Consider the following 26,926-nt stretch of genomic DNA (forward strand, 5'->3'; position numbering starts at 1 on the left):
GAAAGCAGTAATGAAACATGCAATATACAGTACTATATTCTTAACGAACGATGCATTTTTCAAACTTGCTCTCCCCTTGCACATCAACAAAACCATAGGTCATCATAGTACTGCGTGACCCAGGAACTCTAATCAGCTTCATTCCCAGGATGAAGCGACGGACCTTGTAAAAATCCAGACGACTTACATACGTAATGCACCCTTCACTATAACCGCGGCCATCTGGTCTGAGCGGATGCAATCTAAAACTACCACGTGCGATCTTATTTACAAACATGCTGTCACTCATTGTTTGAGCACTGAACAGAGCTAACCAGTCGCTATGATCGTTTCCTGTGTACTGGTCAAGCACCCACGAACGAATTTGATTGGCTAGACTACCTCTCGGCCTGTCAACCACCCAATAACGACCAACAGGTATTGCACTGTTCTCAATGTAGGTACAGTTGGGATCATTTGTGTACGGCTGCCTACCAGAAAACACGGGGAAAGTACCTAGCCCATAGACGTGGAGCTTCGCTTCTCCTCCGTTTTTTGAAAGATCGTTGTAACTCATCCTCATTATCAACATGCGCATATCCTTATGCTTGGTACATTTATGTACTCTACCTCTTTTCTTAGTATGTATAGCAGTTCTCACTGTGCTCGCAAAAGTATTTCACTCGCTGTCTCACCCATAATTCCTGTCATTAATCACTACCGCACTATATATATTGAAAATAATATGGATAAAGATAAAATTTACGAATCCCTTGGGTATCGCTAATTTACCGAGGTGATATTACTGTTGTTACCCGTATAGTCTTCAGGAGTAAAATAGAAAACCTTTCTGAGCTTTAGGTACTCACAAAATGAAGTGGTTGATTGAATGGCTGGGTAACTCGTTCGCTTACCTAATCCCTATCGTACTCATTATTATCGGCGGGGTTATTTTCGTTTCAGTGTTCCCAAACTCTGGTTTTTATCTCACTCTCATCTGGGCTATCGTTGTTTGTGTCGCCTATGTAAAGTGGTCTAAGTGGTTGTAGTTTTTTACTGATTAGTCAATGTTCCCAGTCTGCACTAACAGTTTAAGCGTTAAGCCACCGTTGGGTGGCTTATTCAAAGCGTATTAACAACTCTGGGCTCAACGTGGCGGCAAAATCTTCCTCACTCCGGCGACGCCGGAGGCTGGCGCGGCGGGCGGCCGTCGCCCAGGATAACCGCCAGCCGATAGCCGCCTTCGGTGGTCTCCAGCGCGATGCGCGCCACGATCGTCAACGGCACCGACAGCAGCATACCCACCGGGCCAAGCAGCCAGCCCCAGAAGATCAGCGACAGAAACACCACCAGCGTCGACAATCCCAGCCCGCGCCCCATCACCCGCGGTTCGAGGATATTGCCGATCACCATGTTGACAGCGATAAAGCCGCCCGCCACCACCAGCGCATCGCCCAATCCATTGAACAGCAGCGCCTGAATCAGCGGCGGAATGGCGGCCAACACCGAGCCGATGTTGGGAATATAGTTGAGCAGAAACGCCAGCAGCTCCCAGATAAAGGCGAAGCGCACGCCGACCGCCGCCAGGAAGATCCAGACGATCACCCCGGTGGCCAGGCTGATGATGGTTTTAATCACCAGATAGCGCGTCACACCGTCCAGCGCCCGCCGCATCGCGGCGAGCCCCTCGTTCGGCTTATCCAGCGCCTGCTGCAGCTTGTAAGGCAGCAACTGCACTTCGAACAGCATAAACACCACGGTCATCAGCAGCAGGAAGACGTTGGTCATGGCGCCAGACAGGTGCCCCAGCATGCGGGTGACCAGATTCATCGCCGCGCTGGGATCGACATACTGCAGCATCGCTTCGCTGGAGAGGCTGATATTGAAGCGATCGGCGTAATGCTGAAGCTCGCGCAGTTTCTCGATCATCATGCCGCGGTACTGCGGCAGCGAGCGGGCGAACTCGTTTAGCGAAGCGCCCAGCATGCCGATAAACAGCATCACGACCACGATCACCGCCGTCACCAGCAACGTCACCCCGACGATGCGTGGCACCCGGCGGCGTTCCAGCATCGCCACCAGCGGGTTCAGCACCATGGCGAGGAACACCGCCAGTAAAAACGGCACCACAATGTCGGCGGCGGCTTTTACCCCAGCCAAAATGATCACCAGCATCGCCAGCAGGACGGCCAAACGCAGGCTGTTGTCGGTTACACGGGTTCGGCCCATGACGTTTCCTTGTTATTTCACTGGGTTAACCGGCCACCAAGAGCCGACGTTTGGCGCTAATGGTAGCAAAATCCACCGTCACGCCGCAGAGGATTTAGCGCAACCGTTCGAAAAAATTAATCTTTTCGCCCTGCTCTTTGCCGCAAGAAATAGGCATAACCTTTGCCATCAAATAATCCCACCGAGCAATTCATGGACAGTTTACGTAAAATGACAAAAGCTGACATTAATAGATAATAAGCCTAATTTTCAACAACTAGCATAATTGTTATGTGAAGAAAATAATATCATCTTCAACGATTTATCTGATGAACCCCGAACATCTCAAACAAATTCACTGACTAATATTTCTAAGAAGTAACATAGTTAAATTTATTATTGATTTTATGTTTCCTAAAGTTTAATTATTGCAACCAGCCAATCGGTAATCGAAGGAAACAGGATGCTCTGGAAAAATACCGCCGATCGTTTCGGCCATGTGTCAGTGTTGATCCACTGGCTGGTGGCGCTAACGGTGTACGGCATGTTCGCGCTCGGTCTGTGGATGGTGACGCTGGGCTATTACGACGTCTGGTACCACCAGGCGCCGGAGATCCACAAAAGTATCGGCGCACTGCTGTTCATCGTCATGGTGATCCGCGTGATCTGGCGCTTTGTCTCGCCGCCACCCAAGCCTCTGGCCAGCTATGGCCGCCTCACTCGCGTCAGCGCCATCCTCGCGCATCTGGCGTTATACGCCGTGCTGTTCGGCATTCTAATCAGCGGCTATCTGATCTCGACCGCCGATGGTCAACCGATCAGCGTGTTCGGCTGGTTCGACGTGCCCGCCACCGTGACCGGTATGGCGGAGCAAGCCGATACCGCCGGTGCCATTCACCTTTACCTGGCCTGGGCCGTGGTAGTGCTTTCGGTACTGCACGGGCTGGCCGCGCTTAAACATCACTTTATCGATCGTGATGTCACTTTGAAACGGATGCTGGGTAGCAGCGCCGATTAACCTTTGGATTTATGGAGATTGCTATGTTGAAAAAGACCGTATTGGGCCTGACCGCAGGCGCCCTGCTGCTGAGCGCTGGTTCCGCACTGGCGGCGGACTACAAGATCGACAAACAGGGCCAGCACGCCTTTATCGAATTCCGCATCCAGCACCTGGGCTATAGCTGGCTATACGGCAGCTTTAAAGACTTCGACGGCGGCTTCACCTTCGACGAAAAAGATCCGTCCAAGGACAAGGTCAACGTGACCATCAATACCGCCAGCGTCGACACCAACCACGCCGAGCGCGACAAGCACCTGCGCAGCGCCGAGTTCCTGAATGTGGAAAAGAACAAACAGGCCAAGTTTGAATCCACCGAAGTGAAGAAAAGCGGCGACGGCTATGCGGTGGTCGGCAACCTGACGCTGAACGGCGTCACCAAGCCGGTCACGCTGGACGCCAAACTGATTGGCCAGGGCAACGATCCGTGGGGCGGCTACCGCGCCGGCTTTGAGGCCAACGGCAAGATCAAGCTGAAAGATTTCGGCATCACTACCGATCTGGGCCCGGCCTCGCAAGACGTTGAGCTGATCATCTCCGTAGAAGGCGTGCGCGAGAAATAAAAAAAAGCCCGGCTTGGCGGCCGGGCTTCTTATTTCCTCAGGCTCAGCGGGCTGGGCCTTCTTCTTCCGGTGCCGGAATGTGCATCGTGGTCTGCAACAAGCCTTTCGATTTATTGAAAACCTTTACGCCGTTTTCGCGGCCGGCACGGCGCGCACGCTGCTCTTCGCGCGGCAGCTTCAGCTCTTCACGGCAAATCTCGCTGCAGCACCCTTCAAACTTGGCGGCGCAGCTCGGGCACTGAATGAACAACAGATGGCAGCCGTCGTTCTTGCAGTTGGTGTGGGTGTCGCACGGCGCGCCGCACTGGTGGCAGTTAGCGATCACATCGTCGGAGATGCGTTCGCCCATGCGCTCATCGAACACGAAGTTTTTGCCGATAAACTTCAGCGGCAACCCCTGCGCTTTCGCTTTGCGGGCATATTCGATAATCCCGCCTTCCACGTGGTAGATGTTTTTAAAACCGTTGTGCAGCATGTAGGCGCTGGCTTTTTCACAGCGAATGCCGCCGGTGCAGTACATGACGATATTCTTGTCTTTGCTGTCCTGCAGCATCTCCACGGCCATCGGCAGCTGATCGCGGAAGGTGTCCGACGGTACCTCGATGGCGTTTTCGAAGTGGCCGACTTCGTACTCATAGTGGTTGCGCATATCGACAAATACCGTGTTCGGATCGTCGATCATCTGATTGACGCGATCGGCCTGCAGATATTCGCCCACCTGGCTTGGATCGAAGCTCTCGTCATCGATGCCGTCGGCCACGATGCGCTCGCGCACCTTGAGGCGCAGCACCCAGAAGGATTTGCCATCGTCTTCCAGCGCGATGTTCAGGCGAACCTGATCCAGCGCCGGGTGCGAGGCGAACAGCGCGGCTTTGAACGCGTCGAAGTGATGCTGCGGTACGCTGATCTGCGCGTTGATGCCCTCTTTGGCCACATAGATGCGGCCAAACACCTTCAGTTTCTCAAACTGAACGTACAGGCTGTCGCGAAACGCTTTAGGATCGTCGATAGAGAAGTATTTGTAAAAAGAAACTGTGGTGCGCGGCTCGGTTTCCGCCAGCATGCGCGCCTTCAGTTCCTCGTTAGAAATTCGGTTATGTAACACTGGCATGGTGTACTTTCCTGTTTTTCGGGAGGTGACTGATTACCGCGCGCTGCCAGCCGGCCCGCGCGCGGCGCACATCATACCCGAAAAACCGGCGCCGCGCAGCCCTGGCGCAAACGTCCCTAAACCCGTTTCCCCGCACTCATCCATGATGCCGGCGCATTAACCCCCTGCTAATTACCCGATCGTGATATCGTCATGATCTTTGGCGGGAGCATTGTGGAAAAATTCGGCAATTGATGCATATTCAATAGCCAAAAGGGGATTTTAATGCGTTGTGTTTTCCCGGATCGCGAGAAAAATGCCACAATAGTCGCAAACAAACGGCAGAAACGAACCTTGCGGCCGAGCCGACCCGGCCGCCAGACCATGCTATGACTCTGTCATTACACTTAGACAACCGTATTCAAACAGAGAACCCATGACTCAAGTTCCTACTTTCAATCGCTCATTATTGCACCCGCGCTACTGGCTGACCTGGGTGGGTATCGGCTTACTGTATCTGCTGGTACTGTTGCCTTACCCCGTCATCTACTGGCTCGGCACCTCGATCGGGCGATTTTCCATGCGCTTTCTCAAACGGCGCGTCGTTATCGCCCAACGTAACCTCGAGCTCTGTTTTCCCGACATGCCGCAGGCCGAACGCGATGCGCTGGTGGTAAAGAATTTCGAATCGGTCGGCATGGGGTTGTTTGAAACCGGTATGGCGTGGTTCTGGCCGAACTGGCGCATCGAACGCTGGTTCAAGGTCAGCGGCCTGGAGCACATCCAAAAAGCGCGCGACAACCATCAGGGCGTGTTGCTGATTGGCCTGCACTTCTTGACGCTGGAACTGGGCGCGCGCATCTTCGGCATTCACAACCCGGGCATCGGCGTTTACCGCCCGCACGACAACAAGCTGATGGACTGGCTGCAAACCTGGGGCCGCATGCGTTCCAACAAGTCGATGCTGGATCGCAAAGACGTCAAAGGCATGATCCGCGCCCTGAAACAGGGCGATATCATCTGGTATGCGCCGGATCACGACTACGGCCCGCGCAGCAGCGTTTTCGTGCCGCTGTTCGCGGTGGAAAAAGCCGCCACCACCACCGGCAGCTACGTGCTGGTGCGGATGGGCAAACCGGCGATCATCCCGTTCACCCCGCGCCGCCTGCCGGACGGCAAAGGGTATGAGCTGATCATGCAACCGGCGGTGGAAAACTTCCCGCTGGATAACGAACTCGAGGCCGCCGCCTTTATGAATAAAGTGGTGGAAAAAGAGATCCTGATGGCGCCGGACCAATATATGTGGCTGCATCGCCGCTTCAAGACCCGCCCGGAAGGCGAGCCTTCGCTCTACTGATAAAAAACCCGCCACCGGCGGGTTTTTTATTTGCGCGCCTCTTGAGAATCGACGGCGAGGGTGGGATGGTAAAGCCTTTGTCGCCCACCCTGGAGCCGTTATGTACATTGTCAGCCTGACCTACCATCGCCCAATCGCCGACGTAGACAGCCACCTTGAAGGCCACATCGCCTGGCTTAAGAAATATTTTCAGGACGGTACCTTTATCGCCTCCGGCCGTAAGAATCCCCGCACCGGCGGCGTGATCCTGACCAAGGGCATTGACCGTGCGCAGTTAGACGCCATCCTGGCCGAAGATCCCTTCAACGCCGTAGCCCACTACGAGGTCACCGACTTTAGCGCCACCACCACCGCCGCCGGTTTCGAGGCGCTGACCGGACTATAAAACGCTGTAAATTCCGCGCGCTAAGCGCGGAATAAGGTTTAAACGTCATTTTTAAAACTTTATTTCATTTTTCACCCAATCTTTGTCCCCTCGTTTGCCGTCGCCGCGCTTGCGGCGCATACTTACCAGGCTAACTTTCACGTTTTGCCCCTTCATCTTGCCGCCGGCAAAACGCGTAACCTTTCGGCAGTGGACATTTATGGCTTCGGCAGCAGAACCCGTTAACTGGAAACGCAACCTTTTCGTCGCCTGGCTGGGATGTTTTCTCACCGGCGCCGCCTTCAGCCTGGTGATGCCATTTCTGCCGCTGTACGTAGAGACGCTGGGCGTTACCGGCCATCAGGCACTCAACATGTGGTCCGGTCTGCTGTTCAGCATCACCTTCCTGTTTTCCGCCATCGCCGCGCCGTTTTGGGGCGCCCTGGCCGATCGGCGCGGCCGTAAACTGATGCTGCTGCGTTCGGCGCTAGGCATGGCGATCGTCATGGCGCTGATGGGCATGGCGCAAACGGTCTGGCAGTTTCTCGCGCTGCGCGCAGTGCTGGGGCTGCTCGGCGGATTCATCCCCAACGCCAACGCGCTGATCGCCACCCAGGTGCCGCGCAACCGCAGCGGCTGGGCGCTCGGCACCCTGTCCACCGGCGGCGTCGGCGGTGCGCTGATAGGCCCATTGATCGGCGGTTTGTTGGCCGATCTGTACGGCCTGCGCCCGGTGTTTTATATCACCGCCGCCGTGTTGTTCGTCTGCTTCATGCTGACGCTGCTGTATGTCAAAGAGCAATTTACCCCGGTACAAAAACGCGACATGTTGCACGCAAAGCAGGTGTTCGCCTCGCTGAAGAACCCGAAGCTGGTGCTCAGCCTGTTCGTCACTACCATGATCATCCAGATCGCCACCGGCTCGATTGCGCCGATCCTGACGCTGTATGTGCGCGATCTGGCCGGCGCCACCCACAATCTGGCTTTTATCAGCGGGCTTATCGCCTCGGTGCCCGGCGTCGCGGCATTGATGAGCGCCCCGCGGCTGGGCAAGCTGGGCGATCGCATTGGCCCGGAACGCATTCTGGTCTTTATGCTGATCGTCTCGGTGCTGTTGCTGATCCCGATGGCGTTCGTGCAGACGCCGTGGCAGCTCGGGGTACTGCGTTTTCTGCTGGGGGCAGCCGACGGCGCGCTGCTGCCGGCGGTACAGACGCTGCTGATTTACAACTGCACCAATCAGGTGGCCGGCCGTATTTTCAGCTACAACCAGTCGTTCCGCGACGTTGGCAACGTCAGCGGCCCGCTGCTCGGCGCCGCAGTCTCCGCCGGCTACGGTTTTCGCGCGGTCTTCGCGGTCACCGCGCTGGTGGTGCTGTTCAACGCCGGGTATTCCTGGTGGTGTCTGCGGCGACGGCCGGGCTATATGCGGGAAGACACGCTGCAGGAAGAGTAATAGCTGCATTTATCGCCACTTTCCGCCGTTGGTCAGATCAACGGCGCGTTTCCCCTACTTTTAATAATGCTTCCTTCAGGCCTGTGAACTTTCGCCCAACCCAGAACATTCTTATCTCAACATCTTGTTTATCAACAATTAATTAACTTTCAGCGCATAAAACCCGCTGTCAATCATATTCCAGCCATAACCAACAGAAAAACCAGAAAAGGAGATGCTTGTCGACTTTTCGTCTAAAAAATGGGATACAGGTACTAGACAAAACCAACGACCAGTTATCAAATGGTTAAATAATATCACGCCAGATGTGAACCATCGGCCAAGTGAAAAAAGGTCAGCACGCTTTCCACGGTTTATCAGCGTTGCAGCCGCGGTTTTGTCGGGTAATCCGCATTGGGCGGATCGCCTTCATTAAATACACATACATACCACAGTACGGGCTGCAGCCTTGCAGCGCCTTTTATTGGGAAATCGTTATGCAATCCTCTGTCAATAAGTCAGAAAGCCGGACCTTCTTCGGCCATCCCTATCCGCTGGGTTCTCTGTTCTTCACCGAAATGTGGGAGCGCTTCTCGTTCTACGGCATCCGTCCGCTGCTGATCCTGTTTATGGCTGCCACCGTGTACGACGGCGGCCTGGGCTTGGCGCGTGAGAACGCGTCGGCGATTGTCGGCATCTTCGCCGGCAGCATGTACCTGGCGGCGCTGCCGGGCGGCTGGCTGGCGGATAACTGGCTCGGCCAACGCAAGGCCGTCTGGTACGGTTCTATCCTGATCGCGCTCGGCCACCTGTCGATCGCCCTGTCCGCGGTGATGGGCACCAACCTGTTCTTCATCGGCCTGATGTTCATCGTACTCGGTTCCGGCCTGTTCAAGACCTGTATCTCGGTAATGGTCGGTACGCTGTACAAGAAAGGCGATGCGCGCCGTGACGGCGGTTTCTCGCTGTTCTACATGGGCATCAACATCGGCTCGTTCATTGCCCCGCTGATCTCCGGCTGGCTGATCAAGTCACACGGCTGGCACTGGGGCTTCGGCATCGGCGGTATCGGGATGCTGGTGGCGCTGGTGATCTTCCGGGTATTCGCCGTACCGGCGATGAAACGCTATGACCGCGAAGTGGGCCTGGATTCCACCTGGAACAGCCCGGTCGCGAAGAAGAAAGGCGTCGGCGCCTGGCTGCTGGCATTGGCGGTAGTCCTGGCTGCGGTCATCGTGCTGATCGCTCAGGGCACCATCGTCATCAACCCGGTTGAGGTAGCCAGCGTGCTGGTGTACGTCATCGCCGCGTCGGTCACCCTGTATTTCATCTACCTGTTCGCCTTTGCCGGCCTGAGCCGCAAAGAGCGCGCACGCCTGCTGGTGTGCTTCATCCTGCTGATCTCCGCCGCGTTCTTCTGGTCGGCATTTGAACAGAAGCCGACCTCGTTCAACCTGTTCGCCAACGATTACACCAATCGCATGGTCGGCGGCTTCGAGATCCCGGCGGTGTGGTTCCAGTCGATCAACGCCCTGTTCATCATCTTGCTGGCGCCGGTCTTCAGCTGGGCCTGGCCTGCGCTGGCGCGCAATAACGTGCGTCCGAGCAGCATCACCAAGTTCGTGATCGGTATCCTGTGCGCCGCCGGCGGTTTCGGCCTGATGATGTTGGCCGCGCAGAATGTGCTGAGCAACGGCGGCGCCGGCGTATCGCCGATGTGGCTGGTGGGCAGTATCCTGATGCTGACGCTGGGTGAGCTGTGTCTGAGCCCGATCGGGCTGGCCACCATGACGCTGCTGGCGCCGGAGAGAATGCGCGGGCAAATGATGGGGCTGTGGTTCTGCGCCAGTGCGCTGGGCAACCTGGCGGCCGGTCTTATCGGCGGTCACGTCAAGGCAGACCAACTGGATATGCTGCCGGATCTGTTCGCTCGCTGCTCAGTCGCGCTGCTGATCTGCGCCGCCGTGCTGATCGTGCTGATCGTGCCGATTCGCCGCATGCTGGAAAATACCCAGTCCAAGAGCGCGCAAAAGCCGGCGACCAACGCCTGACGGATAACCCGTTTTATCTCGCAAACCGGCGCTCGATGCGCCGGTTTTTTTATGCTTGCCAGGCCTGATGCTGCAAGACCACCCGGTAGCCATCAGGGTCTTCAAAGGTTTGCCCCGCCCGATCCCAATAGGGATTATAGGCGGTAACCGCCAAGAATCCCGCCGCCCGCATCCGCTCACACGCGGCTCGCCATTCGTTCTCATCCGGCAGATAAAACACCAGCAGATGATCCTGCGTCGGCGCCTGTCCAACCTGCACTCCGCGATGCTGCGTGAACTCCAAATGGTAGGCATGCTGCGGATGCCCGATCATAATGCCGTCAAATCCCTGATGATCGACAAACTCGCCCAGCCTTTCAAACCCCAACCCGCGGCAATACAGCGTGGCAATCTCTTGCAACCGATCGGTCGGGCGCGCAATGCGCAGCACCGCCTTGGCTATCGACATGAACGCCTCCACCTCATGATAATCTCGTACAGCGCCATGCCCGCCAGCATCGCCAGCAGGAACGGCCATACCCGTTGTATCTCCGCCCCCGCCAACACCCAGGCGGGGCCAGGGCAAATGCCCGCAATGCCCCAACCGATGCCGAACAGCGCGCTGCCCACCAGCAAACGGCGATCCACACGCCCGGCGGCCGGGATCTGCAGCGCTTCCCCCAACAGGCTCCGCTCGCGTCGGCGCGCCCACATAAAGGCCGGTGCCGCCACCGCAATCGCTCCAACCATCACCAACGCCAGCGAAGGCTCCCACTGGCCGGTAATATCGAGAAACGCCAGTACCTTAGCCGGATTGGCCATGCCGGCGATAATTAACCCCAGACCGAAAATCACGCCGCTCAGCAGCGCCAACAGAGACTTAAGCATCTTCACCCTCCCAGCAGATGGCGCATCAGCCACACGGTCGTAAAGCCCAGCAGCATAAACACCGCCGTGGCGGCCAACGATCGCGGCGCCAGCCGCGCGACGCCGCACACGCCGTGCCCGCTGGTGCAGCCGCTGCCCAATCGGGTACCCACCCCCACCAATAGCCCCGCGATCGCCAGCCAGCCGCTGCCGACCGCGATCTCACCAGGAGGCAAAGCCGCCGCCGCAGCATACAGCCAAGGAGAAATCAGCAACCCGCCAAGAAATGCGGCGCGCCAGCCCCGCTCTCGGCCGCCCGCGCTCAATAAGCCGCCGGTAATGCCGCTGATGCCGGCGATGCGGCCGTTGAACAGCAGCAGCAGCGCTACCGCACCGCCGATAATGGCCCCGCCCGCCAGCGCGGAATAAGGCGTGAAGTGTTGCCAGTCAATGGTCATCGCGGTTCTCCGGCTGTGGGCAATACAGTTGATACAGGGTCGTTAGCAGCGCCAGCGCTTTGGCATCGGCCACCGCATAGTAAATCTGCTTGCCGGCGCGTCGGGTGGAGACCAACCCTTCCTCGCGCAGCACGCCAAGCTGTTGGGACAACGTCGGCTGGCGGATATCCAGCGCCTGCGCCAGCTCGCTCACCGCCATCTCGCCCTGACTGAGCCGGCACAGCAGCAGCAGCCGATCTTCGTTGCCCAGGGTGCGCAGCATCGCGCCGGCCTGCGCCGCCGCCTTGCGCATCACGTCAATATCCATCACCCCTCCATATAATTTATAAAATTATATAATATCATTTTATAAACTATTTATCTGCCGCGTGCCACAGGCTGGTGTGAAACCGCACCGCATGGCATGCTGTCTTCCCCCCTTTTGCCGCGCGGAGGCCGCTAACGATGCTGTTGTTTCATGACGTTCTGCCGGTCGATCAGCCCATCCGGCCGTTGGCCAAGGATTATCGCCACGGCGACAGCGAGCCGGATCACTACCATAACTGCGCGCAGCTGATTCACAGCCTGAGCGGCGTAGTGCAAGTCACGACCCGGCTCGGCAGTTGGGTGGTGCCACCCGGCCGTGGCGTCTGGGTACCGGCGAAAATGGTGCACAGCCTGCGCATCACCGGCCAGGTGGCGGCCAGGACGCTGTTTGTCGATCCGTTGGCGCGTGCCGATCTGCCGGCCCAATGCCAGGTGGTGCAGATTTCGCCGCTGCTGCGCGAGTTGATTATCTGTGCGATGGAGATTGCGCCCGGCTATCCCAGCGGCGGGCGCGATGAGCGCGTGATGGAACTGATCCTGGATGAGTTGCGAATGCTGCCGAGTCTGCCGCTGCACTTGCCCGAACCGCGTGAGGCCTCACTGCTTGCCCTGTGCCGCCATATTCAGGCCACGCTGGCGCAGCCCTGGACGCTGGAACAGGCGGCCGCTCAGCTCAGCGTCAGTGGACGCACCCTGTCACGGCGCTTCCAGCGAGAAACCGGGCTGCATTTTAGTGATTGGGTGCGACGCGCCCGTTTGCTGGCGGCGTTGAACGCGCTGGCGACAGGCCGCTCGGTGTTGGAAGTGGCGCTGGATCTCGGCTATGACAGCCCCAGCGCGTTCAGCGCCATGTTCCGCCGGTTATTGGGGGTCGCGCCCAGCGACTATTTCAGCCGAGCCGTGCCGACGACAGATAGCGCCCGGCAACGTTGAACAGCGCCTGCAGCGAGGCGCTGGCGGAGTCAACGTCGATGCCAACGCCGTAGGTCGCCTCACCTTGCGGCAGCGCACAGCGGATATAGGCCACCGCTCGGCTATCACTCTGATGCCCCAACGTGTGCTCGTGGTAATCCTCGATCGCCAGCGGCAAGCCGAAGCGCTGACGCAGCGCATCCACCGCGCTGGAAAGCAGACCGTTGCCGGCGCCCTGCAGGCGCAGTGGCTCTCCCTCGCAGGCAACTCGCGCGTTGAAACTGTAGGCCTCTACCCCGTGACTTTCCGTCTGGTAGCTCAACAGTTGCAAGCGCGGCTGCTCCACCAGGCCATAGGTGTCGCGGAATAAGCGCCACAGCTGTGCGCCGCTCATTTCCTTCCCGCTGCCGTCGGTCGCACGCTGCACTACCTGGCTGAAGTCAATCTGCAAACCGCGCGGCAACGCCAACCCATGATTTTGTTCCAATAACCAGGCAGCCCCGCTTTTACCGGACTGGCTGTTGACCCGGATCACCGCCTCATAGCTGCAGCCGACATCGGCGGGATCGAGCGGCAGGTAAGGCACCTGCCACCAGCCATCTTGTCGCTGGCGTTGCGCGGCGAAACCTTTCTTGATCGCATCCTGATGCGAACCGGAGAAGGCGGTAAACACCAACTCACCGGCATAAGGATGGCGAGGATGTACCGGCAACTGATTGCACTGCTCCACCACCTCCACCACCTGTTTCAGGCGGCTGAAGTCCAGGCCCGGCGCCACGCCCTGGGTATAGAGATTCAACACCAGCGTGACCAGATCGACGTTGCCGGTACGCTCTCCGTTGCCGAACAGGCAGCCTTCGACCCGATCGGCGCCGGCCAACAGCGCCAGCTCCGCGCAGGCCACGCCGGTGCCGCGATCGTTATGCGGATGCACGCTGATCGCCACATCGGCGCGACGGCTGAAATGACGACAGAACCATTCAATCTGATCGGCATACACGTTGGGCGTACTCACTTCCACCGTCGCCGGCAGGTTGATGATCATCGGCCGCTGCGGCCCCGGTTGCCACACCTCCGCCACCGCCTCGCAGATCTCCAGCGCGAACTCTAATTCAGTAAAACAGAAGGTTTCCGGCGAATACTCGAAGCACCAGGCGGTATCGGGCTGAGCCTCGCAATGCCGGCGAATGCGCCGCGCGCCGTTCACCGCCAGCGCCACGGTTGCGGCCTTATCCTGACGGAACACGATGTCGCGAAACATCGGCGCCGTGGCGTTGTACAGATGCACGATAGCCTGCGGCGCACCCTGCAGCGCCTCGAAGGTGCGATCGATCAGATCGTCTCGCGACTGCGTCAGCACCTGAATCGTGACGTCGTGCGGGATCAGTTGCTCGTCGATCAGGGTGCGCACAAAATCGAAATCCGTTTGCGACGCCGAAGGGAAAGCCACCTCAATCTCTTTGAAACCGCACTGCAACAACAATTGATAGAATTCGCGCTTGCGCGCGTTATCCATCGGTTCCGCCAGCGCCTGGTTGCCGTCGCGCAGATCGCTGGAGCACCAGCGCGGCGCCTGCCGCAGCGTGCGCGCAGGCCACTGGCGGTCCGGTAACGCCACGGGCGGGAACGGTCGGTATTTGCTTGACGGGTCGATTAACATGGGCTTCTCCTGATGCCTGAGTGAACGATAACGCCATTATTTCCCGCCATCGCTTCCTCTTCTCCCGCTTTGCGGACAACCGTCGTCGCAAAGCGGACAACAAAAAAATTTGCATCCTGCGCCAGTGAGACAACAATTAGTTTTGACGTTTCTCCCACCGCACCGGCAGTACGCCGGGCGCTCTACTCTCATTGTCAACGGAGGCGAACATGAGCCTGTATGCAACTCTGGAAGAAGCCATCGAGGCCGCACGCGAAGAGTTTATCGACACCGCCGAAGGCAGCAGCGGCGATGAACCGCCGGTGCCGCAGCAGTTCAATCTGCAAAAGTATGTGATGCAGGATGGCGACACGATGTGGCAAGCGGAGTTCTTCGAAGAAGAGGGCGAAGCGGTGGAATGCCTGACGCTGCGCAGCGGTGCGGCGGCGCAGGCAATATTCGACGGTGACTACGACGAAGTGGAAATTACCGCCGAGTGGATAGACGAAAATACCCTGTACGAATGGGAAGAAGGCGACTTCCAGCTCGAGCCGCCGCTGGATACCGAAGAAGGCCAGGCCGCTGCCGATGAGTGGGATGAACGTTAACCCGCCCCCTACTTTCATCGCCAAGGAGGCACCATGAACATTCGCCAGGCCCGCTCCACCGACTACCCTGCCATTTTGCAGCTGCAGGGCGAAAACGTGCCTGAAGCGCTCGACGAGCGCCAAAAACGGCAGAGATTTATCGTATCACGCATGAATGAGGCGCAGCTGGCGGCGATCAACCGTGGCATCGGCATAGTAGTGGCGGAACAGGAGGGCCAACTGGCAGGGTTTGTTTGCCTGATGCCCGCCGACATGCATCCGCGGCCGCCGGTGGTGGATGCGATGCTGGCGACGCTCGCCACGCAGTCCTTCGCCGGGCGGGCGCTGAGTGAACAGCGGATGTTTCTCTACGGCCCGGTCTGCCTCGCCGCCGCCTGGCGCGGCAAGGGGGTGCTGAAACGCCTCTACGCCGCGGTCAAAGCGCATACCTGTCATGATTACGACGTGGGCGCGCTGTTTATCGACGACGACAATCCGCATTCGCTAGCCGCACACGTGCAAGGGCTGGGGATGACGGCGCTGGCGTCTTTCCAGTGCGGGCAGAAAGGCTATCAGCTGGTGGTGTTCGCCACCCGCTGAGCAGGTTTATTCATAGGGGCCGTGCTGCGCATCGAACGGCAGCATAAAGGTGTCCACCACCATCGACAGCGGCACGTCTATCACCGTGACATAACGCCAGGGCGTATCGCGCAAATCCCACTGCACGCCGGGATAGTACTGGTGGCCATGTCCCGCGCCGGGCACGGTGCGGCTGATGATGCTGCCGCAACCGGTTAAGACCATCACGCCGGCCGCCACGCAGGCTAGCCGAAGGTAGGAAGAGAGCTTCACGACATTGACTCTGAGCAAAGGGTTGTTTCGCGAGTGAACAACGCATCGGCCGCAGTCTACCACAGTTCCCTTTCTCCACCGGTACCGGCGCGCGTAAGCAAAAGGTAAAAAAAACGGGGAATGCGCCATGCGCATTCCCCGTCTGAGCGTTACCGTTCAGCGATTAACGTCGGCCCGTTGGGTGCGCCAGCGGGTTGTGCGGCAACTGCTGATAGTGCTCACGCCAGGCAGCGCCTTCCGGCAACAGCCAGACGCGCTGGTGCAGACGAGCCAGCGTGACCGGATCGCTCAGCAGCTCCAGACGTTTGCCCTTCACCAGTTTCTCCGGCCCCAGCTGCAGCGCTTCGTTCACCCGCTCCTCGCGGTTGCGATCGAGGGTAGCGCGCAAATGGTGACGCGCCGTCGCCAACGCCGTCGCCAGCGCGTTGAAGGATGGGTTGACCACCGCATGCATAAAGCCGTTGGTCAGCGCGCGGTTGCGGTTGAGATGCAGGTACTCTTCCGTAGCCAGCAACTCGCGCGGCGGGTTGTACTCTTCCGGGATCAGGAACAGCTTGGCGCGTTTGCTCTTCATGCCCAGCGTCGCGCGGCTCGACAGCACCGACACGAACGGCGACAGGATCAGCGAGAACACGATCGGCGCCAACCACCACAGGAAGCGCAGATCCAGCCACGCCATGCCGCCGGCCCACACCAGGCCCAACAACATCTGCGAACCATGGCGGCGGAACGCTTCGCCCCAAGGCGTATCGTCATCGTCACGCTGCGGCGAATTCCACACCACTTCCCAACCGAGGAAGGCGCTCACCACGAACACGGTATGGAACAGCATGCGCACCGGCGCCAGCAGCACCGAGAACAGCATTTCCATCAGCATCGAAATGAACAGACGGAACGCCCCGCCGTACTCTTTCGCACCCTTGGCCCAGATCAGCACGATGCTGAGCAGCTTCGGCAGGAACAGCAGCACCAGCGTGGTGGAGAACAGCGCTATCGCCAGCTCGGGCCGCCACTGCGGCCAAACCGGGAACAGCTGCCGCGGCTGCAGGAAGTATTGCGGTTCCATCAGGGTATGCACCACCTGCAATGCGGTGGAGAGCGCCAGGAACATGAACCACAGCGGCGCCGACAGATAGGACATCACGCCGGTCAGGAACACCGCACGGTGCACCGGGTGCATGCCTTTCACCAGGAACAGGCGGAAGTTCATCAGGTTGCCGTGGCACCAGCGGCGGTCGCGTTTCAGCTCGTCCAGCAGGTTTGGCGGCAGCTCTTCATAACTGCCCGGCAGATCGTAAGCGATCCACACGCCCCAGCCGGCGCGGCGCATCAGCGCCGCTTCAACGAAGTCGTGCGACAAGATTGAACCAGCGAAGGAGCCCTCGCCCGGCAACGGCGCCAGCGCACAGTGCTCGATAAACGGCTTCACGCGGATGATGGCGTTATGGCCCCAGTAGTGCGACTCGCCCAGTTGCCAGAAATGCAGGCCGGCGGTAAACAGCGGCCCGTAAACCCGGGTAGCGAACTGCTGCACGCGCGCATACAGGGTATCCATGCCGGACGCCTTCGGCGCGGACTGGATGATGCCGGCGTTCGGGTTGGCTTCCATCAGACGCACCAGCCCGGTGAGGCATTCGCCGCTCATCACGCTGTCGGCGTCCAGGATCACCATGTAGCTGTACTCGCCGCCCCAACGACGGCAGAAGTCGTCGATGTTGCCGCTTTTGCGTTTTACGCGGCGACGGCGGCGGCGATAGAAGATGCGGCCGTGGCCGTCGACATCGCGGCACAGCTCCATCCACGCCTTTTGCTCCGCCACGCAGATGTCCGGATCGTAGCTGTCGCTCAGCACGTAGATATCGAAGTGCTCCAGCTGACCGGTGGCGGCGACGGACTCATAGGTCGCACGCAGGCCGGCGAACACACGTTCGACGTCTTCGTTACAGATCGGCATGATCAGCGCGGTACGGTGCGCCGGGTTGATCGGCTCATCGCCCTTGATGGTGGAGGAAATACTGTATTTGTCTTTGCCGATCAGCAGCTGCAGGAAGCCCATCAGCGCGGTCCAGAAACCGGCCGAGACCCAGCAGAACAGTACGGCGAACAGGATCAGAATGCCGGTTTGCAGCACATACGGCAGCAGTTGCAGCACCGACTGCATCAGATCCTGATCCAGCATGGCGATAGGATCGATCAGCGCCCAGCCCTGATAAGGCAAGATGGTTTTCATATACCAGGTGGCGATGCCGGTCTGCACCAGCATCAGCACCAGCAGCACATAGCGGCGCATGGAGCCGACAACGCGCCAGCGGTTCTCGGCCTCGGCCTCCTCTTTGGTGGCGTGCCGATTGTGCGGCGAACGCCCCAGCAGAGAATCCCAGAAGCGCGCCACCGGGTTGGTACGCCAGGCTTCCGGGAACATGGTGGTTCGTTTGATCGGCGGCGTCGCCTTCAGAATAGCGCGCCCTTCGGCGTCGGTATCGAAGTCGTCATCGCTGACCGCATCCGGCCAGGCGCTTTCGATGCGCGGTTTGACCGAGGCCAACGCCACGTCATCCGCCGACAGGCTGTTGACGTTGGCGTCGGCGGCGCCCATCTGCCGATGAAGCGCCTCCAGTGCCTGAGCGTCATCCGCCGTGTGAGGGTTGAGCGCCTCCGACCGCTCGGCGGTCAGAGGCAGCGCCGCAAGATAATCCTGGGCGGGTTGAGTAGGCTTATTCATTGGCAGGTAGCTGATAGCTCCAGGTTTCCGACAGAGTCTTATCGCCATTGACCAGCGCCGCGCGCATTTCTACCGGCTTCTTGTCGTCTTTCACTTTCAGACGCACCGTCAGGCGCCAGCCTTTGGTCACTGGGTTATAGCGGACGTTGTTTTCTACCATTTCACCGTTGTCGCCGATGCTGATCTGAGAAGCGACCGGGGTGTTGGCGTCCAGCCCTTTCAGCACCGGGCCGACGAAGTCGACCAGGAAGGCCACGCTGCCGTCAGGCTCGCGAATCAGGTTGGACTGCTTCACGTCACCGGTCGAACGCATGGTCCGCGCCACATAGGCGATGTCTTGCGAATGCAGTTTGTCTTCATCGCGGGTGAAGTTCAGACGGTAGCTCAGCGTCAGCGGCTTTTTGGCTTCCGGCAGCGTATCCGGCGTCCAGAACGCGACGATGTTGTCGTTGGTTTCATCCGCCGTCGGGATCTCCACCAGCTCGACCTTGCCTTTGCCCCAGTCGCCCTTCGGTTCGATCCAGGCGCTCGGACGCAGATCGTAACGATCGTCCAGATCTTCATATTCTTTGAAGTTGCGACCGCGCTGCAGCAGACCGAAGCCTTTAGGATTCTCAACGGTATAGGTGCTGACGGACAGGTGTTTAGGATTGTTCAGCGGGCGCCAGATCCACTCGCCGTTGCCGGCATGGATAGACAGACCGTTGGAATCGTGCAACGCCGGGCGGTAGTTCAGCGTCGGCGACGGCTGGTTCGGCCCGAACAGGTACATGCTGGTCAGCGGCGCCAGGCCCAGTTTGCCCACCTTGTCGCGCAGGAATACCTTGGACTCGACGTCCACGGTGGTGTCGCGGCCCGGGATCACCGTGAAGCGGTAAGCACCGGTGGCGCGCGGGGAATCCAGCAGCGCATAAATCACCAGGTGTTTGTCGCCCTGCTTCGGACGCTCAACCCAGAATTCGCGGAAACGCGGGAACTCTTCGCCGGACGGCAAAGCGGTATCGATAGCCAGGCCGCGAGCGGACAGCCCGTAAACCTGCCCTTTACCCACCACGCGGAAATAGCTCGCGCCCAGCAGGCTCATGATCTCATCGTTTTTGTCGGCGCTGTTGATCGGGTAAAGCACCTTAAAGCCGGCAAAACCGAGATTTTTCACCGATTCAGGGTCGTGTTTGACCGAACCGAAGTTGAAGTAATCCGGGCTGTACTTGATCTGTTTTACGCTGGTGGAGGTGACTTCGTTGATTTTCACCGGCGTGTCGAAGTACATCCCCTGATGATAAAACTCAAGCTTGAAAGGGGTTTTCAGCTTGCTCCAATAGGCTTTATCGTGATTGAACTGAATCTGCTGATAGTCTGCGAACTTCATCTCGCGGAACTGAGAAGGAAGGTTGCTCTTCGGGGCTTCGAAACCTTTCGCGGCCAGATCCTGCGCCTGCTTGGCCACGTCATCAATAGAAAAGGCCCATGCCGGCGAACTGAACAGCGTGAACAATACGGTAGCACCTAACCAACGAACGCTCGCGGCGCGTGGTTGTCCGGATAATATATTAACTAGCACATCCCCCCCTATTCGTGTGCTCAAATCATTTAAATCCATATTAATGGATTACTCAGCTTTCCGACAACATGATAAATGGATGGTTCATGTTTACGGCTCATTGTTTAAGCAGCTGATGGAACACCAGCGTAGCAAGCCGCGCAACAAGACGCTATGGAAAAATGCGGGGGGCTATAGTAGGGTTTCGGATAACAATTTAACGTTTGACGACTTATTAAGCGTGTTAATGAGCACCCGATTAAATCACCAGCGGTAATCTATGACTAAAGGCAGCAAACAGCGCGAGTTTTTCCTCGATTCGATCCGGGCCTATTTGATGTTGCTCGGGATTCCGTTTCACCTCTCCCTGATTTATTCCAGCCATGCCTGGGCGGTGAACAGCGCGTCCCCCTCCTTCTCGCTCACGGTGCTGAACGACTTCATCCACGCTTTCCGCATGCAGGTGTTCTTCGTGATATCCGGCTACTTCTCCTACATGCTTTACGAGCGCTACGAGCGCCACCAGTGGCTGAAGGTCAGGCTGGAGCGGGTGGCGATCCCGCTGTTAAGCTCCATCCCGCTAATTACGGTGCCGCAGTTTTTCATGCTGAAATATTTCACCGATAAATTAAACGGCTGGGATGAATTTTCTCTCTATCAGAAAATAAATGTAACAGTTTGGGAATTGGTTTCTCATCTGTGGTTCTTATTGACACTGTCATTGTTAACCTGCGCCTGTTTTTATCTGTTCCGTAAAATCAAGCGTCAAACCCGCGATCATATTCCAGAGTTAATAAACCGAATGCGTGGATTAGGAAACATCTCACTGTGTTTCTTTATTTATGCGGTATGCTATTCGGCCGCGCACCGTATTATTTTAATGTTCGCGCCACAGCTATTATCCAACGGCCTGTTCAATTTCGTGGTGATGGAGACGATGTTCTACCTGCCGTTCTTCATCCTCGGCGCTTATGCGTTTAAGTACGTGTGGCTTAAGGAGATTTTTCTGCGTCGCTCGCCGCTGGCGCTGCTCGGCTCGCTGCTGCTGTTTATCGCATATATGCTGAATCAAAAGCTGTTGGCGCACAGCAGCTATATGTTCGAGCTGGAAGTGGTGATCAAAACCCTAATGGGGATCCTGATGACCAACGTGGTGTTCTCTTTTGGGCATAACCTGCTGAATTATCACTCGCCGCGCATCACCTATCTGGTCAACGCCTCGCTGTTTATATATCTGGTGCACCACCCGTTGACCCTGATATATGGCGCTTTCGTGACGCCTTATATCGGCAACAACCTGTTGGGATTCTTGCTGGGCCTGCTGTTTGTGTTCTCGCTGGCCTTCGCTTTATATGAACTGCACAAGCGTATTCCGGTGCTGCGTTTCTTGTTCTCCGGCAAGCCACAATAACCTTCCGCCCCTGTAAACCCGATCGTTTGCAGGGGTTTCCTGTCATCTTGCCGTCGTGCAAAAAGCCTATACTGGTGGTTTGCATGCAAAGCACACATTGCTCAGCCTGGCGCCGTCCGTTAGGGCAAAGTGATACGGCTGAATACATACCCTAATCGTTATAACTGCGATGCATAAGTAGAAATCCGGATCCCTGCCTTACGGTAGTGATTGGGCTCAACACCCCCGAAGGGCTGCGCGATCGTTTAATTCATTCGATGGCGTTAGCTGCATCTCCCTTCCGTCACGACAGAGAGGATTTTGAATGACCGATAAGAACACCCCGGCTCAAGAAGCCGAAGTGGAAAACGCCACCCTGCTGAAGATCCTCGGCAGACTGCTGTCCGCGCTGGACGCCTCAATCAGCGGCAAAGAACGCAGCGTTTTGGTCACTGAACTCGCCAACTTCAATCTCGACGGCATTTCCGAAACGGAAAGCAAGTTGGCCAGCGAGCTGATCAAACGGGCGCTGGAATCGCTCGACCACTAACCCTACCGCGCCTGCAAACCATTAAGCCTGCCTGCGCGGGCTTAATGGTTTTTCCCTCAGCCACGATCGGCCATTGTTGCCAAAACCGAAATACAGCAGTCTGATAATGTTGGATAAAAGACAGGATTCTCCCTCTTCTCCTCACTTTCTTCGGTTAATCGCACCAAAGGGCAATAATTGATCGGTTGTTTTCGCAATCAGCCTTGGCGTTTTACCCACTAAACACGCTATCATCGACACACACGCAGTGCCCCCCTAACCCCCCCAGCCTCAGGAGAACGATATTTTGGATGCCAGCACCATTAACAGTTTGTTCGTCATCGGTGCCGTGCTGGTGGGGGCAAGCATTCTGCTCAGCTCATTTTCTTCCCGGCTCGGTATTCCGATCCTGGTGATCTTCCTGGCGATCGGCATGCTGGCCGGCGTCGACGGCCCCGGCGGCATCGTCTTCAGCAATTATCCGGTCGCTTATCTGGTCAGCAACCTCGCGTTGGCGGTGATCCTGCTCGACGGTGGCATGCGTACCCGGGTCAGCTCTTTCCGCGTCGCCCTGTGGCCGGCACTGTCTCTCGCCACCGTCGGTGTGGTGATCACCGCCGGCCTGACCGGTATGGCCGCCGCCTGGCTGTTCAATCTCGATCTGTTGCAGGGGCTGCTGATCGGCGCCATTATCGGTTCCACCGACGCCGCCGCGGTCTTCTCGTTACTGGGGGGCAAGGGCTTGAACGAACGCGTCAGCGCCACGCTGGAAATCGAGTCCGGCAGCAACGATCCGATGGCGGTATTCCTCACCATCACGCTGATTGCGATGATCGCCGCCGGGGAAACCGCGCTGAGCTGGACCTTCCCGCTGCATCTGATGCAGCAGTTCGGCATGGGCATCGTCTTCGGCCTGGGCGGCGGCTGGCTGCTGCTGACGCTGATCAACCATATCAAACTGGCGGACGGCCTCTATCCGCTGCTGGCGGTGAGCGGCGGCATTCTTATTTTCGCGCTGACCACCGCGCTGGACGGCAGCGGCATTCTGGCGGTGTACCTGTGCGGCCTGCTGCTGGGCAATCGGCCAATCCGCAACCGCCACGGCATCGTACAAACCTTCGACGGACTGGCCTGGCTCAGCCAGATCGGCATGTTCCTGGTGCTCGGCCTGCTGCTCAACCCGCACGAGCTGCTGCCGATCGCCATCCCTGCCCTGCTGCTGTCGCTGTGGATGATCCTGTTCGCCCGCCCGCTGTCGGTGTTTATCGGCCTGCTGCCGTTCCGCAGCTTTACCCTGCGCGAACGCGGCTTTATTTCCTGGGTCGGCCTGCGCGGCGCGGTGCCGGTGATCCTGGCGGTGTTCCCGATGATGGCCGGGCTGCCCAACGCCCAGCTGTTCTTCAACGTGGCGTTCTTCGTGGTGCTGGTCTCCCTGCTGCTGCAAGGCACCACGCTGTCGTTTGCCGCCAAAAAAGCCAAGGTGATCGTGCCGCCGGCGCTGACGCCGATCTCCCGCGTTGGGTTGGACGTGCACCCGGAGAACCAGTGGGAACAGTTCGTTTATCAGCTTTCGGCGGAAAACTGGTGCGTCGGCGCGGCGCTGCGTGAGCTGAGAATGCCGCCCAACACTCGCATCGCCGCCCTGTTCCGCGGCAAAGAGCTGCTGCACCCCAGCGGCAGTACCCGCCTGCGGGAAAACGATATTCTGTGCGTTATCGGCCATGAGCACGACCTGCCCATCCTCGGCAAACTGTTCAGCCAGGCGCCGGCCGTGACGCTCGACGAGCGCTTCTTCGGCGACTTTATCCTGCAGTCCGATGCCCGTTTAAGCGACATCTCGCAGCTTTATGGCCTCAATCTGCAAGACGACGTGGACGAGCAGCAGACGCTTGGCCAGTTCGTCATTCAGCTGATTGGCGGCGAACCGGTGATCGGCGACCAGGTGGATTGGGACGGCCTAACCTGGACCATCGCCGAAATGGACGGCAATCAAGTCAGCAAGATAGGCGTGCGAATCGTAACCGACTGACGCTGCCGCACCGGCTGCGTTATCAGACGAGGGAACTTCTGGCCTTAAGAACGTTCTTAATCACTATCATGTTGCATGAAGTACGGCGTCGCTGAATTATATCCGTTTGATATAAAAACAGTTTAGCAGCGGCGCCTACAGGGATTAGGGATGTGAACGGCAAGACTCGATTTCTTTCGGTGATGATGATCATGGCGCTGGGCGTAGCGGCGCTCGATCTCAGCATCGCCGGTTTGGTCCATAGACTTTTAATTGGATAATTTCAACGTGACGCAGCAGGAACAAGAAAAAGACATTCTGGGGAAAATACTGGTGACGGTGTCCGCGCTTTGCCTGATTCTGGTGGCGGCGTTCCTCATCTGGGGATTCGTGCTGGACTGATGCCGCGCGATGCTCAGACATAAAAAAAACCGCCGCGGCGGTTTTTTTTATGTCTCAGGCGATCAGATCTTGCAACCTTCGCAGTCCGCTTCGTCTTCGAGGAACTCAGGGACCTCTTTTACCTTCTGCGCCGCTTTTTCTTCGGCTTTCGCCAGTTCGGCATCGATATCAAAATCGAAAATATCATCACTCATCGCTGGGTCCTCATTCTGCTTGGCATTCAAACGCTGAGTATAATCGACAAGCCGCCGGCCGGAAACCTTTCAGTTTGCCGCCGCCAACTGCGGTGGCTCATCCTGCGGCTTTTTCCCGTAGGCCATGTCGTACACGTCGTAGAAGTCGATTTCGCCCTTGTTGCCGATGATTACCCGCATCTTCTGTTTCAGCGCGGCGCCGATGGATGGCTCATCCAGCAGTTGCTGAACCGCATAAGGCGACAGCGCGCGGGTGAAATACCATTCGCCGTTGTAGCAAACCCGCAGATCCAGCACCCCGATGTCCTCGAAACGGTACACCGGCCGGATTTCTATCAGCAGCATGGCGAACATGAACAGTACGAAGGCGGTGAACCCCAGGAAGGCATACATCCCCATGTACGGCACCTGATACATTACGGCGATCACCGCGAAATAGCCGGCGAACATAGCAAGGCACAGATAGCGGTGAGTGCGGGCGAATTCGCTGTTGAAGCGCGGCTTGCCGTCACGCCCTTCGCGCCGATTGATCTGTTCAATCTCTTTAACCAAGATGCTTTTAATCGCGTCCATCGTTACAACCTTATGCTGGAAACAGCATTGCCATCAAATCTCACTGCTAAAAGTAACACAAGTACAGTTTCCCCGGGTAGATCAGTTAGCCAACTTAATGGCGGCAACTGTTATAGTTCGGATTCAGCGCGGCTGAGCGGCCTTGCCTTGCGCAAACATGAACATGCGCTGGGCCACGTCGTCGGCCTGTTTGATCTTCTGTTTTTGCGGTTCGTTGCTGCGATGAATGGCGCGGGCATAGGCGATTTCATGGGCCTGATCGATCATCGCGATGATCCGGTCACGCTCGGTCTTCTCCATATTGCCCAACATGGTGGTGATAATCGCCTGATAAGCGTTGGACGCGGCGGTCAGCGCTTTCTCTCTCGCCTCGAGGGCGGTGACGCGTTGCAAGAGTTCCTGCAGTTGCTCGGAGTGAGACATATCGACCTCCTGTTGCCGGGCAGCAAGCCTGCCTGATTACAGTTTAGCAAAGGATCGAAAGAGAAAGAGGAAGGAAAGCCAGCGGTTACGGTAAAGCACACCCGAAAATCCCAACGAGGAGCCGATAGTGCAAATCAACCCGGGTGCGCTTTACGGTAAGCGCGGTGAGATGAAGGGAAGAAAGCTGGCGCGCTATGCAGGACTCGAACCCGCGTCTATCAATTTTCAAGCCAAAACAAGCCATTATAAAACCAATCACTCTGCCAACTGAGTTAATAGCGCGTTCCTTCGCTTCGGGGCGACATTATCCATAACAACATTATGGACTCAAGCTTTTTTAGCATAATGCCCTGAATTTACAGATAAGTCTTAGGTTATCGATAGCGCTCTGGCCTTACGGCAGCTCAATAATCCGGTAATCGCCGGCGATGAGCGGCTTACACAAAATCTTGTAGCCATCGCTGTCAAAGTGGCTGGCCGCGTTCTGCAGCCGCTGCGCCTGCGCCAGGCTGCTGACCGAGCCCAGATAAAACCAATTGTGAATCACATGGTACTGACGCAGGGTCTCGCCCTGCTCTTCCAACGCCACGCGCCCGGCGAACGGCCAACAGGCGATGCGCAGCTGTTCAAGCGCCACGCCGAGCCGCCGCGCATGTTCCTGCACCGGCTCCACGCCACAGCAGGCGCCGGCACACTTGCGCAGACTGTAGCGGAAGCAGGCTCGCCCGGCGGGCAGCTTGTCGATCCCCAGCTTGCCGTAACATAAACGATGCTCGTCGGCGATGGCGCGCAGCTTTTCCAGCGCGGCATGGCGATTGGCAAACAGCCCGTAGAGGTGGGGCGTGACGGCGAAATCGATCTCTTTGGCGTGGGCAATCGTCACCGTGTCCGCCTGCAGACGCAGCGCGCACAGCTGTTTCGAGCGCCGCAGGCGTTTGTTGAACAGCGGCTGCTGTTGCTTGATCAACTGCGCCTCCAGCAACAATGCCCCTAACTCGCCCGCAGTCTCGATAAAACTGATGCGCCGGGTTTGGCGCAGCATTTTTGCCTCGTCCTGCGCGCGGAAATGCGCCATGACCCGGCTGCGTACGTTGACGCTTTTACCGATGTAAAGCGGCAGGCTTTCGCTTTCGCCGTGAAACACATAGACGCCCGGCCCTTTGGGCAACGGCGCCAGGCAGGCGCGCAGGTGCTCCGGGTATTGGTAAATGTCGAGTTCCGGCTCGAGGCGGTTTGGCATCATGACGGCGGCGTTATCCTGCTGATGAATGAATACTGGTTTTTTAGCCAGTATAGCGTGCCGTGCAGCCGGTTGCACACCCGGCGGATAATAACTCGCCGTGATCTTTAGCGCGAAAGCCTTTACTATCCCCTTTCCAGCGGGAAAGCGCCTCACGTTTAGCGCCAGTTCAAGCTGGCGCTGCCATGATGGCAGACTGGA

General features: G+C 57.8%; 28 protein-coding genes and 1 tRNA gene. 13 read left to right on the top strand and 16 right to left on the bottom strand.

The genetic code is table 11. The annotated features are described in order from the left end of the window. Positions 1-40: 40 nt before the first annotated feature. The gene (locus FUU19_RS05620; protein WP_230490325.1) at positions 41-556 is read right to left on the bottom strand and encodes a DUF2778 domain-containing protein; all 516 of its coding nucleotides are present in this window, start codon (positions 554-556) and stop codon (positions 41-43) included. Positions 557-1,149: 593 nt separating this feature from the next. Further along, positions 1,150-2,208 (bottom strand): AI-2E family transporter, encoded by a 1,059-nt coding sequence (locus tag FUU19_RS05625; RefSeq protein ID WP_230490324.1) that lies wholly within the window; start codon positions 2,206-2,208, stop codon positions 1,150-1,152. A gap of 442 nt (positions 2,209-2,650) precedes the next feature. Between FUU19_RS05625 and FUU19_RS05630 the strand changes: the two genes are divergently transcribed. Beyond that, positions 2,651-3,205 (top strand): cytochrome b, encoded by a 555-nt coding sequence (locus tag FUU19_RS05630; RefSeq protein WP_033646456.1) that lies wholly within the window; start codon positions 2,651-2,653, stop codon positions 3,203-3,205. A 23-nt stretch (positions 3,206-3,228) separates the two neighbouring features. Then, positions 3,229-3,807, top strand: coding sequence for a YceI family protein (locus FUU19_RS05635; protein WP_016928208.1), 579 nt, complete (start codon positions 3,229-3,231; stop codon positions 3,805-3,807). Positions 3,808-3,850: 43 nt separating this feature from the next. Here FUU19_RS05635 and trhO read toward each other — a convergent pair whose 3' ends face one another. Beyond that, positions 3,851-4,918, bottom strand: coding sequence for an oxygen-dependent tRNA uridine(34) hydroxylase TrhO (gene trhO / locus FUU19_RS05640; protein WP_141969566.1), 1,068 nt, complete (start codon positions 4,916-4,918; stop codon positions 3,851-3,853). Between the two features lie 415 nt (positions 4,919-5,333). Between trhO and FUU19_RS05645 the strand changes: the two genes are divergently transcribed. The 4 genes from FUU19_RS05645 to FUU19_RS05660 all read left to right on the top strand — a co-directional run bounded on the left by FUU19_RS05645 (position 5,334) and on the right by FUU19_RS05660 (position 10,104). Beyond that, positions 5,334-6,254: a Kdo(2)-lipid IV(A) acyltransferase gene (locus tag FUU19_RS05645; protein ID WP_197832736.1), complete on the top strand. Its 921-nt coding sequence runs from the start codon at positions 5,334-5,336 to the stop codon at positions 6,252-6,254. Between the two features lie 100 nt (positions 6,255-6,354). Next, positions 6,355-6,639: a YciI family protein gene (locus tag FUU19_RS05650; protein ID WP_197832737.1), complete on the top strand. Its 285-nt coding sequence runs from the start codon at positions 6,355-6,357 to the stop codon at positions 6,637-6,639. 199 nt (positions 6,640-6,838) lie between these two features. Then, on the top strand, positions 6,839-8,074 hold the full coding sequence (mdtG, locus tag FUU19_RS05655) for a multidrug efflux MFS transporter MdtG (protein WP_197832738.1): 1,236 nt from the start codon (positions 6,839-6,841) through the stop codon (positions 8,072-8,074). Between the two features lie 476 nt (positions 8,075-8,550). Beyond that, positions 8,551-10,104 carry a peptide MFS transporter gene (locus FUU19_RS05660; RefSeq protein ID WP_046686847.1) on the top strand — a complete coding sequence of 518 codons (1,554 nt, stop codon included), beginning with the start codon at positions 8,551-8,553 and terminating at the stop codon, positions 10,102-10,104. A 49-nt stretch (positions 10,105-10,153) separates the two neighbouring features. Here FUU19_RS05660 and FUU19_RS05665 read toward each other — a convergent pair whose 3' ends face one another. The 4 genes from FUU19_RS05665 to FUU19_RS05680 are packed head-to-tail and all read right to left on the bottom strand — an operon-like array spanning position 10,154 to position 11,715. Next, the gene (locus FUU19_RS05665; RefSeq protein WP_141969576.1) at positions 10,154-10,552 is read right to left on the bottom strand and encodes a VOC family protein; all 399 of its coding nucleotides are present in this window, start codon (positions 10,550-10,552) and stop codon (positions 10,154-10,156) included. Beyond that, positions 10,543-10,971 carry a YeeE/YedE family protein gene (locus FUU19_RS05670; protein WP_230490323.1) on the bottom strand — a complete coding sequence of 143 codons (429 nt, stop codon included), beginning with the start codon at positions 10,969-10,971 and terminating at the stop codon, positions 10,543-10,545. The genes FUU19_RS05665 and FUU19_RS05670 overlap by 10 nt, the downstream gene beginning before the upstream one ends. Before the next feature lie 2 nt (positions 10,972-10,973). Beyond that, complete coding sequence (locus FUU19_RS05675; protein ID WP_141969580.1) at positions 10,974-11,408, bottom strand: YeeE/YedE family protein; 435 nt, start codon at positions 11,406-11,408, stop codon at positions 10,974-10,976. Further along, positions 11,398-11,715 carry an ArsR/SmtB family transcription factor gene (locus FUU19_RS05680; protein WP_099817330.1) on the bottom strand — a complete coding sequence of 106 codons (318 nt, stop codon included), beginning with the start codon at positions 11,713-11,715 and terminating at the stop codon, positions 11,398-11,400. The genes FUU19_RS05675 and FUU19_RS05680 overlap by 11 nt, the downstream gene beginning before the upstream one ends. A gap of 137 nt (positions 11,716-11,852) precedes the next feature. Here FUU19_RS05680 and FUU19_RS05685 point away from each other — a divergent pair, with 137 nt between their 5' ends. Continuing rightward, positions 11,853-12,647, top strand: a complete 795-nt coding sequence (locus FUU19_RS05685; RefSeq protein ID WP_141969582.1) for an AraC family transcriptional regulator — start codon at positions 11,853-11,855, stop codon at positions 12,645-12,647. Here FUU19_RS05685 and leuA read toward each other — a convergent pair. Continuing rightward, positions 12,604-14,286, bottom strand: a complete 1,683-nt coding sequence (leuA, locus tag FUU19_RS05690) for a 2-isopropylmalate synthase (protein WP_230490322.1) — start codon at positions 14,284-14,286, stop codon at positions 12,604-12,606. The two genes, FUU19_RS05685 and leuA, sit on opposite strands and share 44 nt — an antisense overlap. A gap of 209 nt (positions 14,287-14,495) precedes the next feature. Here leuA and FUU19_RS05695 point away from each other — a divergent pair, with 209 nt between their 5' ends. Together FUU19_RS05695 and FUU19_RS05700 are read left to right on the top strand one after the other, a co-directional pair. Continuing rightward, positions 14,496-14,873, top strand: a complete 378-nt coding sequence (locus FUU19_RS05695; protein ID WP_033642660.1) for a MysB family protein — start codon at positions 14,496-14,498, stop codon at positions 14,871-14,873. Positions 14,874-14,906: 33 nt separating this feature from the next. Continuing rightward, positions 14,907-15,452, top strand: a complete 546-nt coding sequence (locus tag FUU19_RS05700; protein ID WP_230490321.1) for a GNAT family N-acetyltransferase — start codon at positions 14,907-14,909, stop codon at positions 15,450-15,452. 6 nt (positions 15,453-15,458) lie between these two features. Here FUU19_RS05700 and FUU19_RS05705 read toward each other — a convergent pair whose 3' ends face one another. The 3 genes from FUU19_RS05705 to mdoG form a co-directional block, all read right to left on the bottom strand. After that, positions 15,459-15,656 (bottom strand): YceK/YidQ family lipoprotein, encoded by a 198-nt coding sequence (locus FUU19_RS05705; RefSeq protein WP_046688460.1) that lies wholly within the window; start codon positions 15,654-15,656, stop codon positions 15,459-15,461. Between the two features lie 211 nt (positions 15,657-15,867). Next, on the bottom strand, positions 15,868-18,426 hold the full coding sequence (gene mdoH, locus FUU19_RS05710) for a glucans biosynthesis glucosyltransferase MdoH (RefSeq protein WP_084826418.1): 2,559 nt from the start codon (positions 18,424-18,426) through the stop codon (positions 15,868-15,870). Next, entirely contained in the window at positions 18,419-19,987 is a 1,569-nt protein-coding gene (mdoG, locus tag FUU19_RS05715; protein WP_025302384.1) for a glucans biosynthesis protein MdoG, read from the bottom strand. Before mdoG ends, mdoH begins: the two co-directional genes overlap by 8 nt. A gap of 259 nt (positions 19,988-20,246) precedes the next feature. Here mdoG and mdoC point away from each other — a divergent pair, with 259 nt between their 5' ends. The 4 genes from mdoC to FUU19_RS24655 all read left to right on the top strand — a co-directional run bounded on the left by mdoC (position 20,247) and on the right by FUU19_RS24655 (position 24,295). Beyond that, the gene (mdoC, locus tag FUU19_RS05720) at positions 20,247-21,377 is read left to right on the top strand and encodes a glucans biosynthesis protein MdoC (RefSeq protein ID WP_230490320.1); all 1,131 of its coding nucleotides are present in this window, start codon (positions 20,247-20,249) and stop codon (positions 21,375-21,377) included. 304 nt (positions 21,378-21,681) lie between these two features. Continuing rightward, the gene (locus FUU19_RS05725; protein WP_141969592.1) at positions 21,682-21,906 is read left to right on the top strand and encodes a hypothetical protein; all 225 of its coding nucleotides are present in this window, start codon (positions 21,682-21,684) and stop codon (positions 21,904-21,906) included. Between the two features lie 286 nt (positions 21,907-22,192). After that, positions 22,193-23,914, top strand: coding sequence for a potassium/proton antiporter (locus tag FUU19_RS05730; RefSeq protein WP_230490319.1), 1,722 nt, complete (start codon positions 22,193-22,195; stop codon positions 23,912-23,914). A gap of 252 nt (positions 23,915-24,166) precedes the next feature. After that, positions 24,167-24,295: a hypothetical protein gene (locus tag FUU19_RS24655; protein WP_016928228.1), complete on the top strand. Its 129-nt coding sequence runs from the start codon at positions 24,167-24,169 to the stop codon at positions 24,293-24,295. Positions 24,296-24,357: 62 nt separating this feature from the next. Here the strand turns inward: FUU19_RS24655 and FUU19_RS24660 are convergent, their stop codons facing one another. The 5 genes from FUU19_RS24660 to cho all read right to left on the bottom strand — a co-directional run bounded on the left by FUU19_RS24660 (position 24,358) and on the right by cho (position 26,728). Further along, complete coding sequence (locus FUU19_RS24660) at positions 24,358-24,489, bottom strand: hypothetical protein (protein ID WP_015377413.1); 132 nt, start codon at positions 24,487-24,489, stop codon at positions 24,358-24,360. Between the two features lie 69 nt (positions 24,490-24,558). After that, positions 24,559-25,062: a YlaC family protein gene (locus FUU19_RS05735; RefSeq protein ID WP_033642651.1), complete on the bottom strand. Its 504-nt coding sequence runs from the start codon at positions 25,060-25,062 to the stop codon at positions 24,559-24,561. Between the two features lie 123 nt (positions 25,063-25,185). After that, positions 25,186-25,485 carry a sigma-S stabilization anti-adapter protein IraP gene (locus FUU19_RS05740; RefSeq protein WP_141969594.1) on the bottom strand — a complete coding sequence of 100 codons (300 nt, stop codon included), beginning with the start codon at positions 25,483-25,485 and terminating at the stop codon, positions 25,186-25,188. Between the two features lie 185 nt (positions 25,486-25,670). Beyond that, positions 25,671-25,767: transfer RNA gene (locus FUU19_RS05745), tRNA-OTHER, on the bottom strand. A gap of 112 nt (positions 25,768-25,879) precedes the next feature. After that, entirely contained in the window at positions 25,880-26,728 is an 849-nt protein-coding gene (gene cho / locus FUU19_RS05750; RefSeq protein ID WP_197832748.1) for an excinuclease Cho, read from the bottom strand. Positions 26,729-26,926: the final 198 nt, after the last annotated feature.

The sequence above is a fragment of the Serratia montpellierensis genome (assembly GCF_020858655.1).
GTDB lineage: Bacteria > Pseudomonadota > Gammaproteobacteria > Enterobacterales > Enterobacteriaceae > Serratia > Serratia montpellierensis.

Excerpts from the sequence above, each read along its gene's own strand:
- trhO (WP_141969566.1), bottom strand. The coding sequence starts at position 4,918 with ATGCCAGTGTTACATAACCGAATTTCTAACGAGGAACTGAAGGCGCGC.
- FUU19_RS05695 (WP_033642660.1), top strand. The coding sequence starts at position 14,496 with ATGAGCCTGTATGCAACTCTGGAAGAAGCCATCGAGGCCGCACGCGAA.
- FUU19_RS05680 (WP_099817330.1), bottom strand. The coding sequence starts at position 11,715 with ATGGATATTGACGTGATGCGCAAGGCGGCGGCGCAGGCCGGCGCGATG.
- FUU19_RS05675 (WP_141969580.1), bottom strand. The coding sequence starts at position 11,408 with ATGACCATTGACTGGCAACACTTCACGCCTTATTCCGCGCTGGCGGGC.
- FUU19_RS05630 (WP_033646456.1), top strand. The coding sequence starts at position 2,651 with ATGCTCTGGAAAAATACCGCCGATCGTTTCGGCCATGTGTCAGTGTTG.
- FUU19_RS05705 (WP_046688460.1), bottom strand. The coding sequence starts at position 15,656 with ATGGTCTTAACCGGTTGCGGCAGCATCATCAGCCGCACCGTGCCCGGC.
- FUU19_RS05635 (WP_016928208.1), top strand. The coding sequence starts at position 3,229 with ATGTTGAAAAAGACCGTATTGGGCCTGACCGCAGGCGCCCTGCTGCTG.
- FUU19_RS05685 (WP_141969582.1), top strand. The coding sequence starts at position 11,853 with ATGCTGTTGTTTCATGACGTTCTGCCGGTCGATCAGCCCATCCGGCCG.
- mdoH (WP_084826418.1), bottom strand. The coding sequence starts at position 18,426 with ATGAATAAGCCTACTCAACCCGCCCAGGATTATCTTGCGGCGCTGCCT.
- FUU19_RS05650 (WP_197832737.1), top strand. The coding sequence starts at position 6,355 with ATGTACATTGTCAGCCTGACCTACCATCGCCCAATCGCCGACGTAGAC.
- FUU19_RS05735 (WP_033642651.1), bottom strand. The coding sequence starts at position 25,062 with ATGGACGCGATTAAAAGCATCTTGGTTAAAGAGATTGAACAGATCAAT.
- FUU19_RS24660 (WP_015377413.1), bottom strand. The coding sequence starts at position 24,489 with ATGAGTGATGATATTTTCGATTTTGATATCGATGCCGAACTGGCGAAA.
- FUU19_RS05645 (WP_197832736.1), top strand. The coding sequence starts at position 5,334 with ATGACTCAAGTTCCTACTTTCAATCGCTCATTATTGCACCCGCGCTAC.
- FUU19_RS05700 (WP_230490321.1), top strand. The coding sequence starts at position 14,907 with ATGAACATTCGCCAGGCCCGCTCCACCGACTACCCTGCCATTTTGCAG.
- mdoC (WP_230490320.1), top strand. The coding sequence starts at position 20,247 with ATGACTAAAGGCAGCAAACAGCGCGAGTTTTTCCTCGATTCGATCCGG.
- leuA (WP_230490322.1), bottom strand. The coding sequence starts at position 14,286 with ATGTTAATCGACCCGTCAAGCAAATACCGACCGTTCCCGCCCGTGGCG.
- FUU19_RS05670 (WP_230490323.1), bottom strand. The coding sequence starts at position 10,971 with ATGCTTAAGTCTCTGTTGGCGCTGCTGAGCGGCGTGATTTTCGGTCTG.
- cho (WP_197832748.1), bottom strand. The coding sequence starts at position 26,728 with ATGATGCCAAACCGCCTCGAGCCGGAACTCGACATTTACCAATACCCG.
- FUU19_RS05625 (WP_230490324.1), bottom strand. The coding sequence starts at position 2,208 with ATGGGCCGAACCCGTGTAACCGACAACAGCCTGCGTTTGGCCGTCCTG.
- FUU19_RS05725 (WP_141969592.1), top strand. The coding sequence starts at position 21,682 with ATGACCGATAAGAACACCCCGGCTCAAGAAGCCGAAGTGGAAAACGCC.
- FUU19_RS05740 (WP_141969594.1), bottom strand. The coding sequence starts at position 25,485 with ATGTCTCACTCCGAGCAACTGCAGGAACTCTTGCAACGCGTCACCGCC.
- mdtG (WP_197832738.1), top strand. The coding sequence starts at position 6,839 with ATGGCTTCGGCAGCAGAACCCGTTAACTGGAAACGCAACCTTTTCGTC.
- FUU19_RS05620 (WP_230490325.1), bottom strand. The coding sequence starts at position 556 with ATGAGTTACAACGATCTTTCAAAAAACGGAGGAGAAGCGAAGCTCCAC.
- FUU19_RS05660 (WP_046686847.1), top strand. The coding sequence starts at position 8,551 with ATGCAATCCTCTGTCAATAAGTCAGAAAGCCGGACCTTCTTCGGCCAT.
- FUU19_RS05665 (WP_141969576.1), bottom strand. The coding sequence starts at position 10,552 with ATGTCGATAGCCAAGGCGGTGCTGCGCATTGCGCGCCCGACCGATCGG.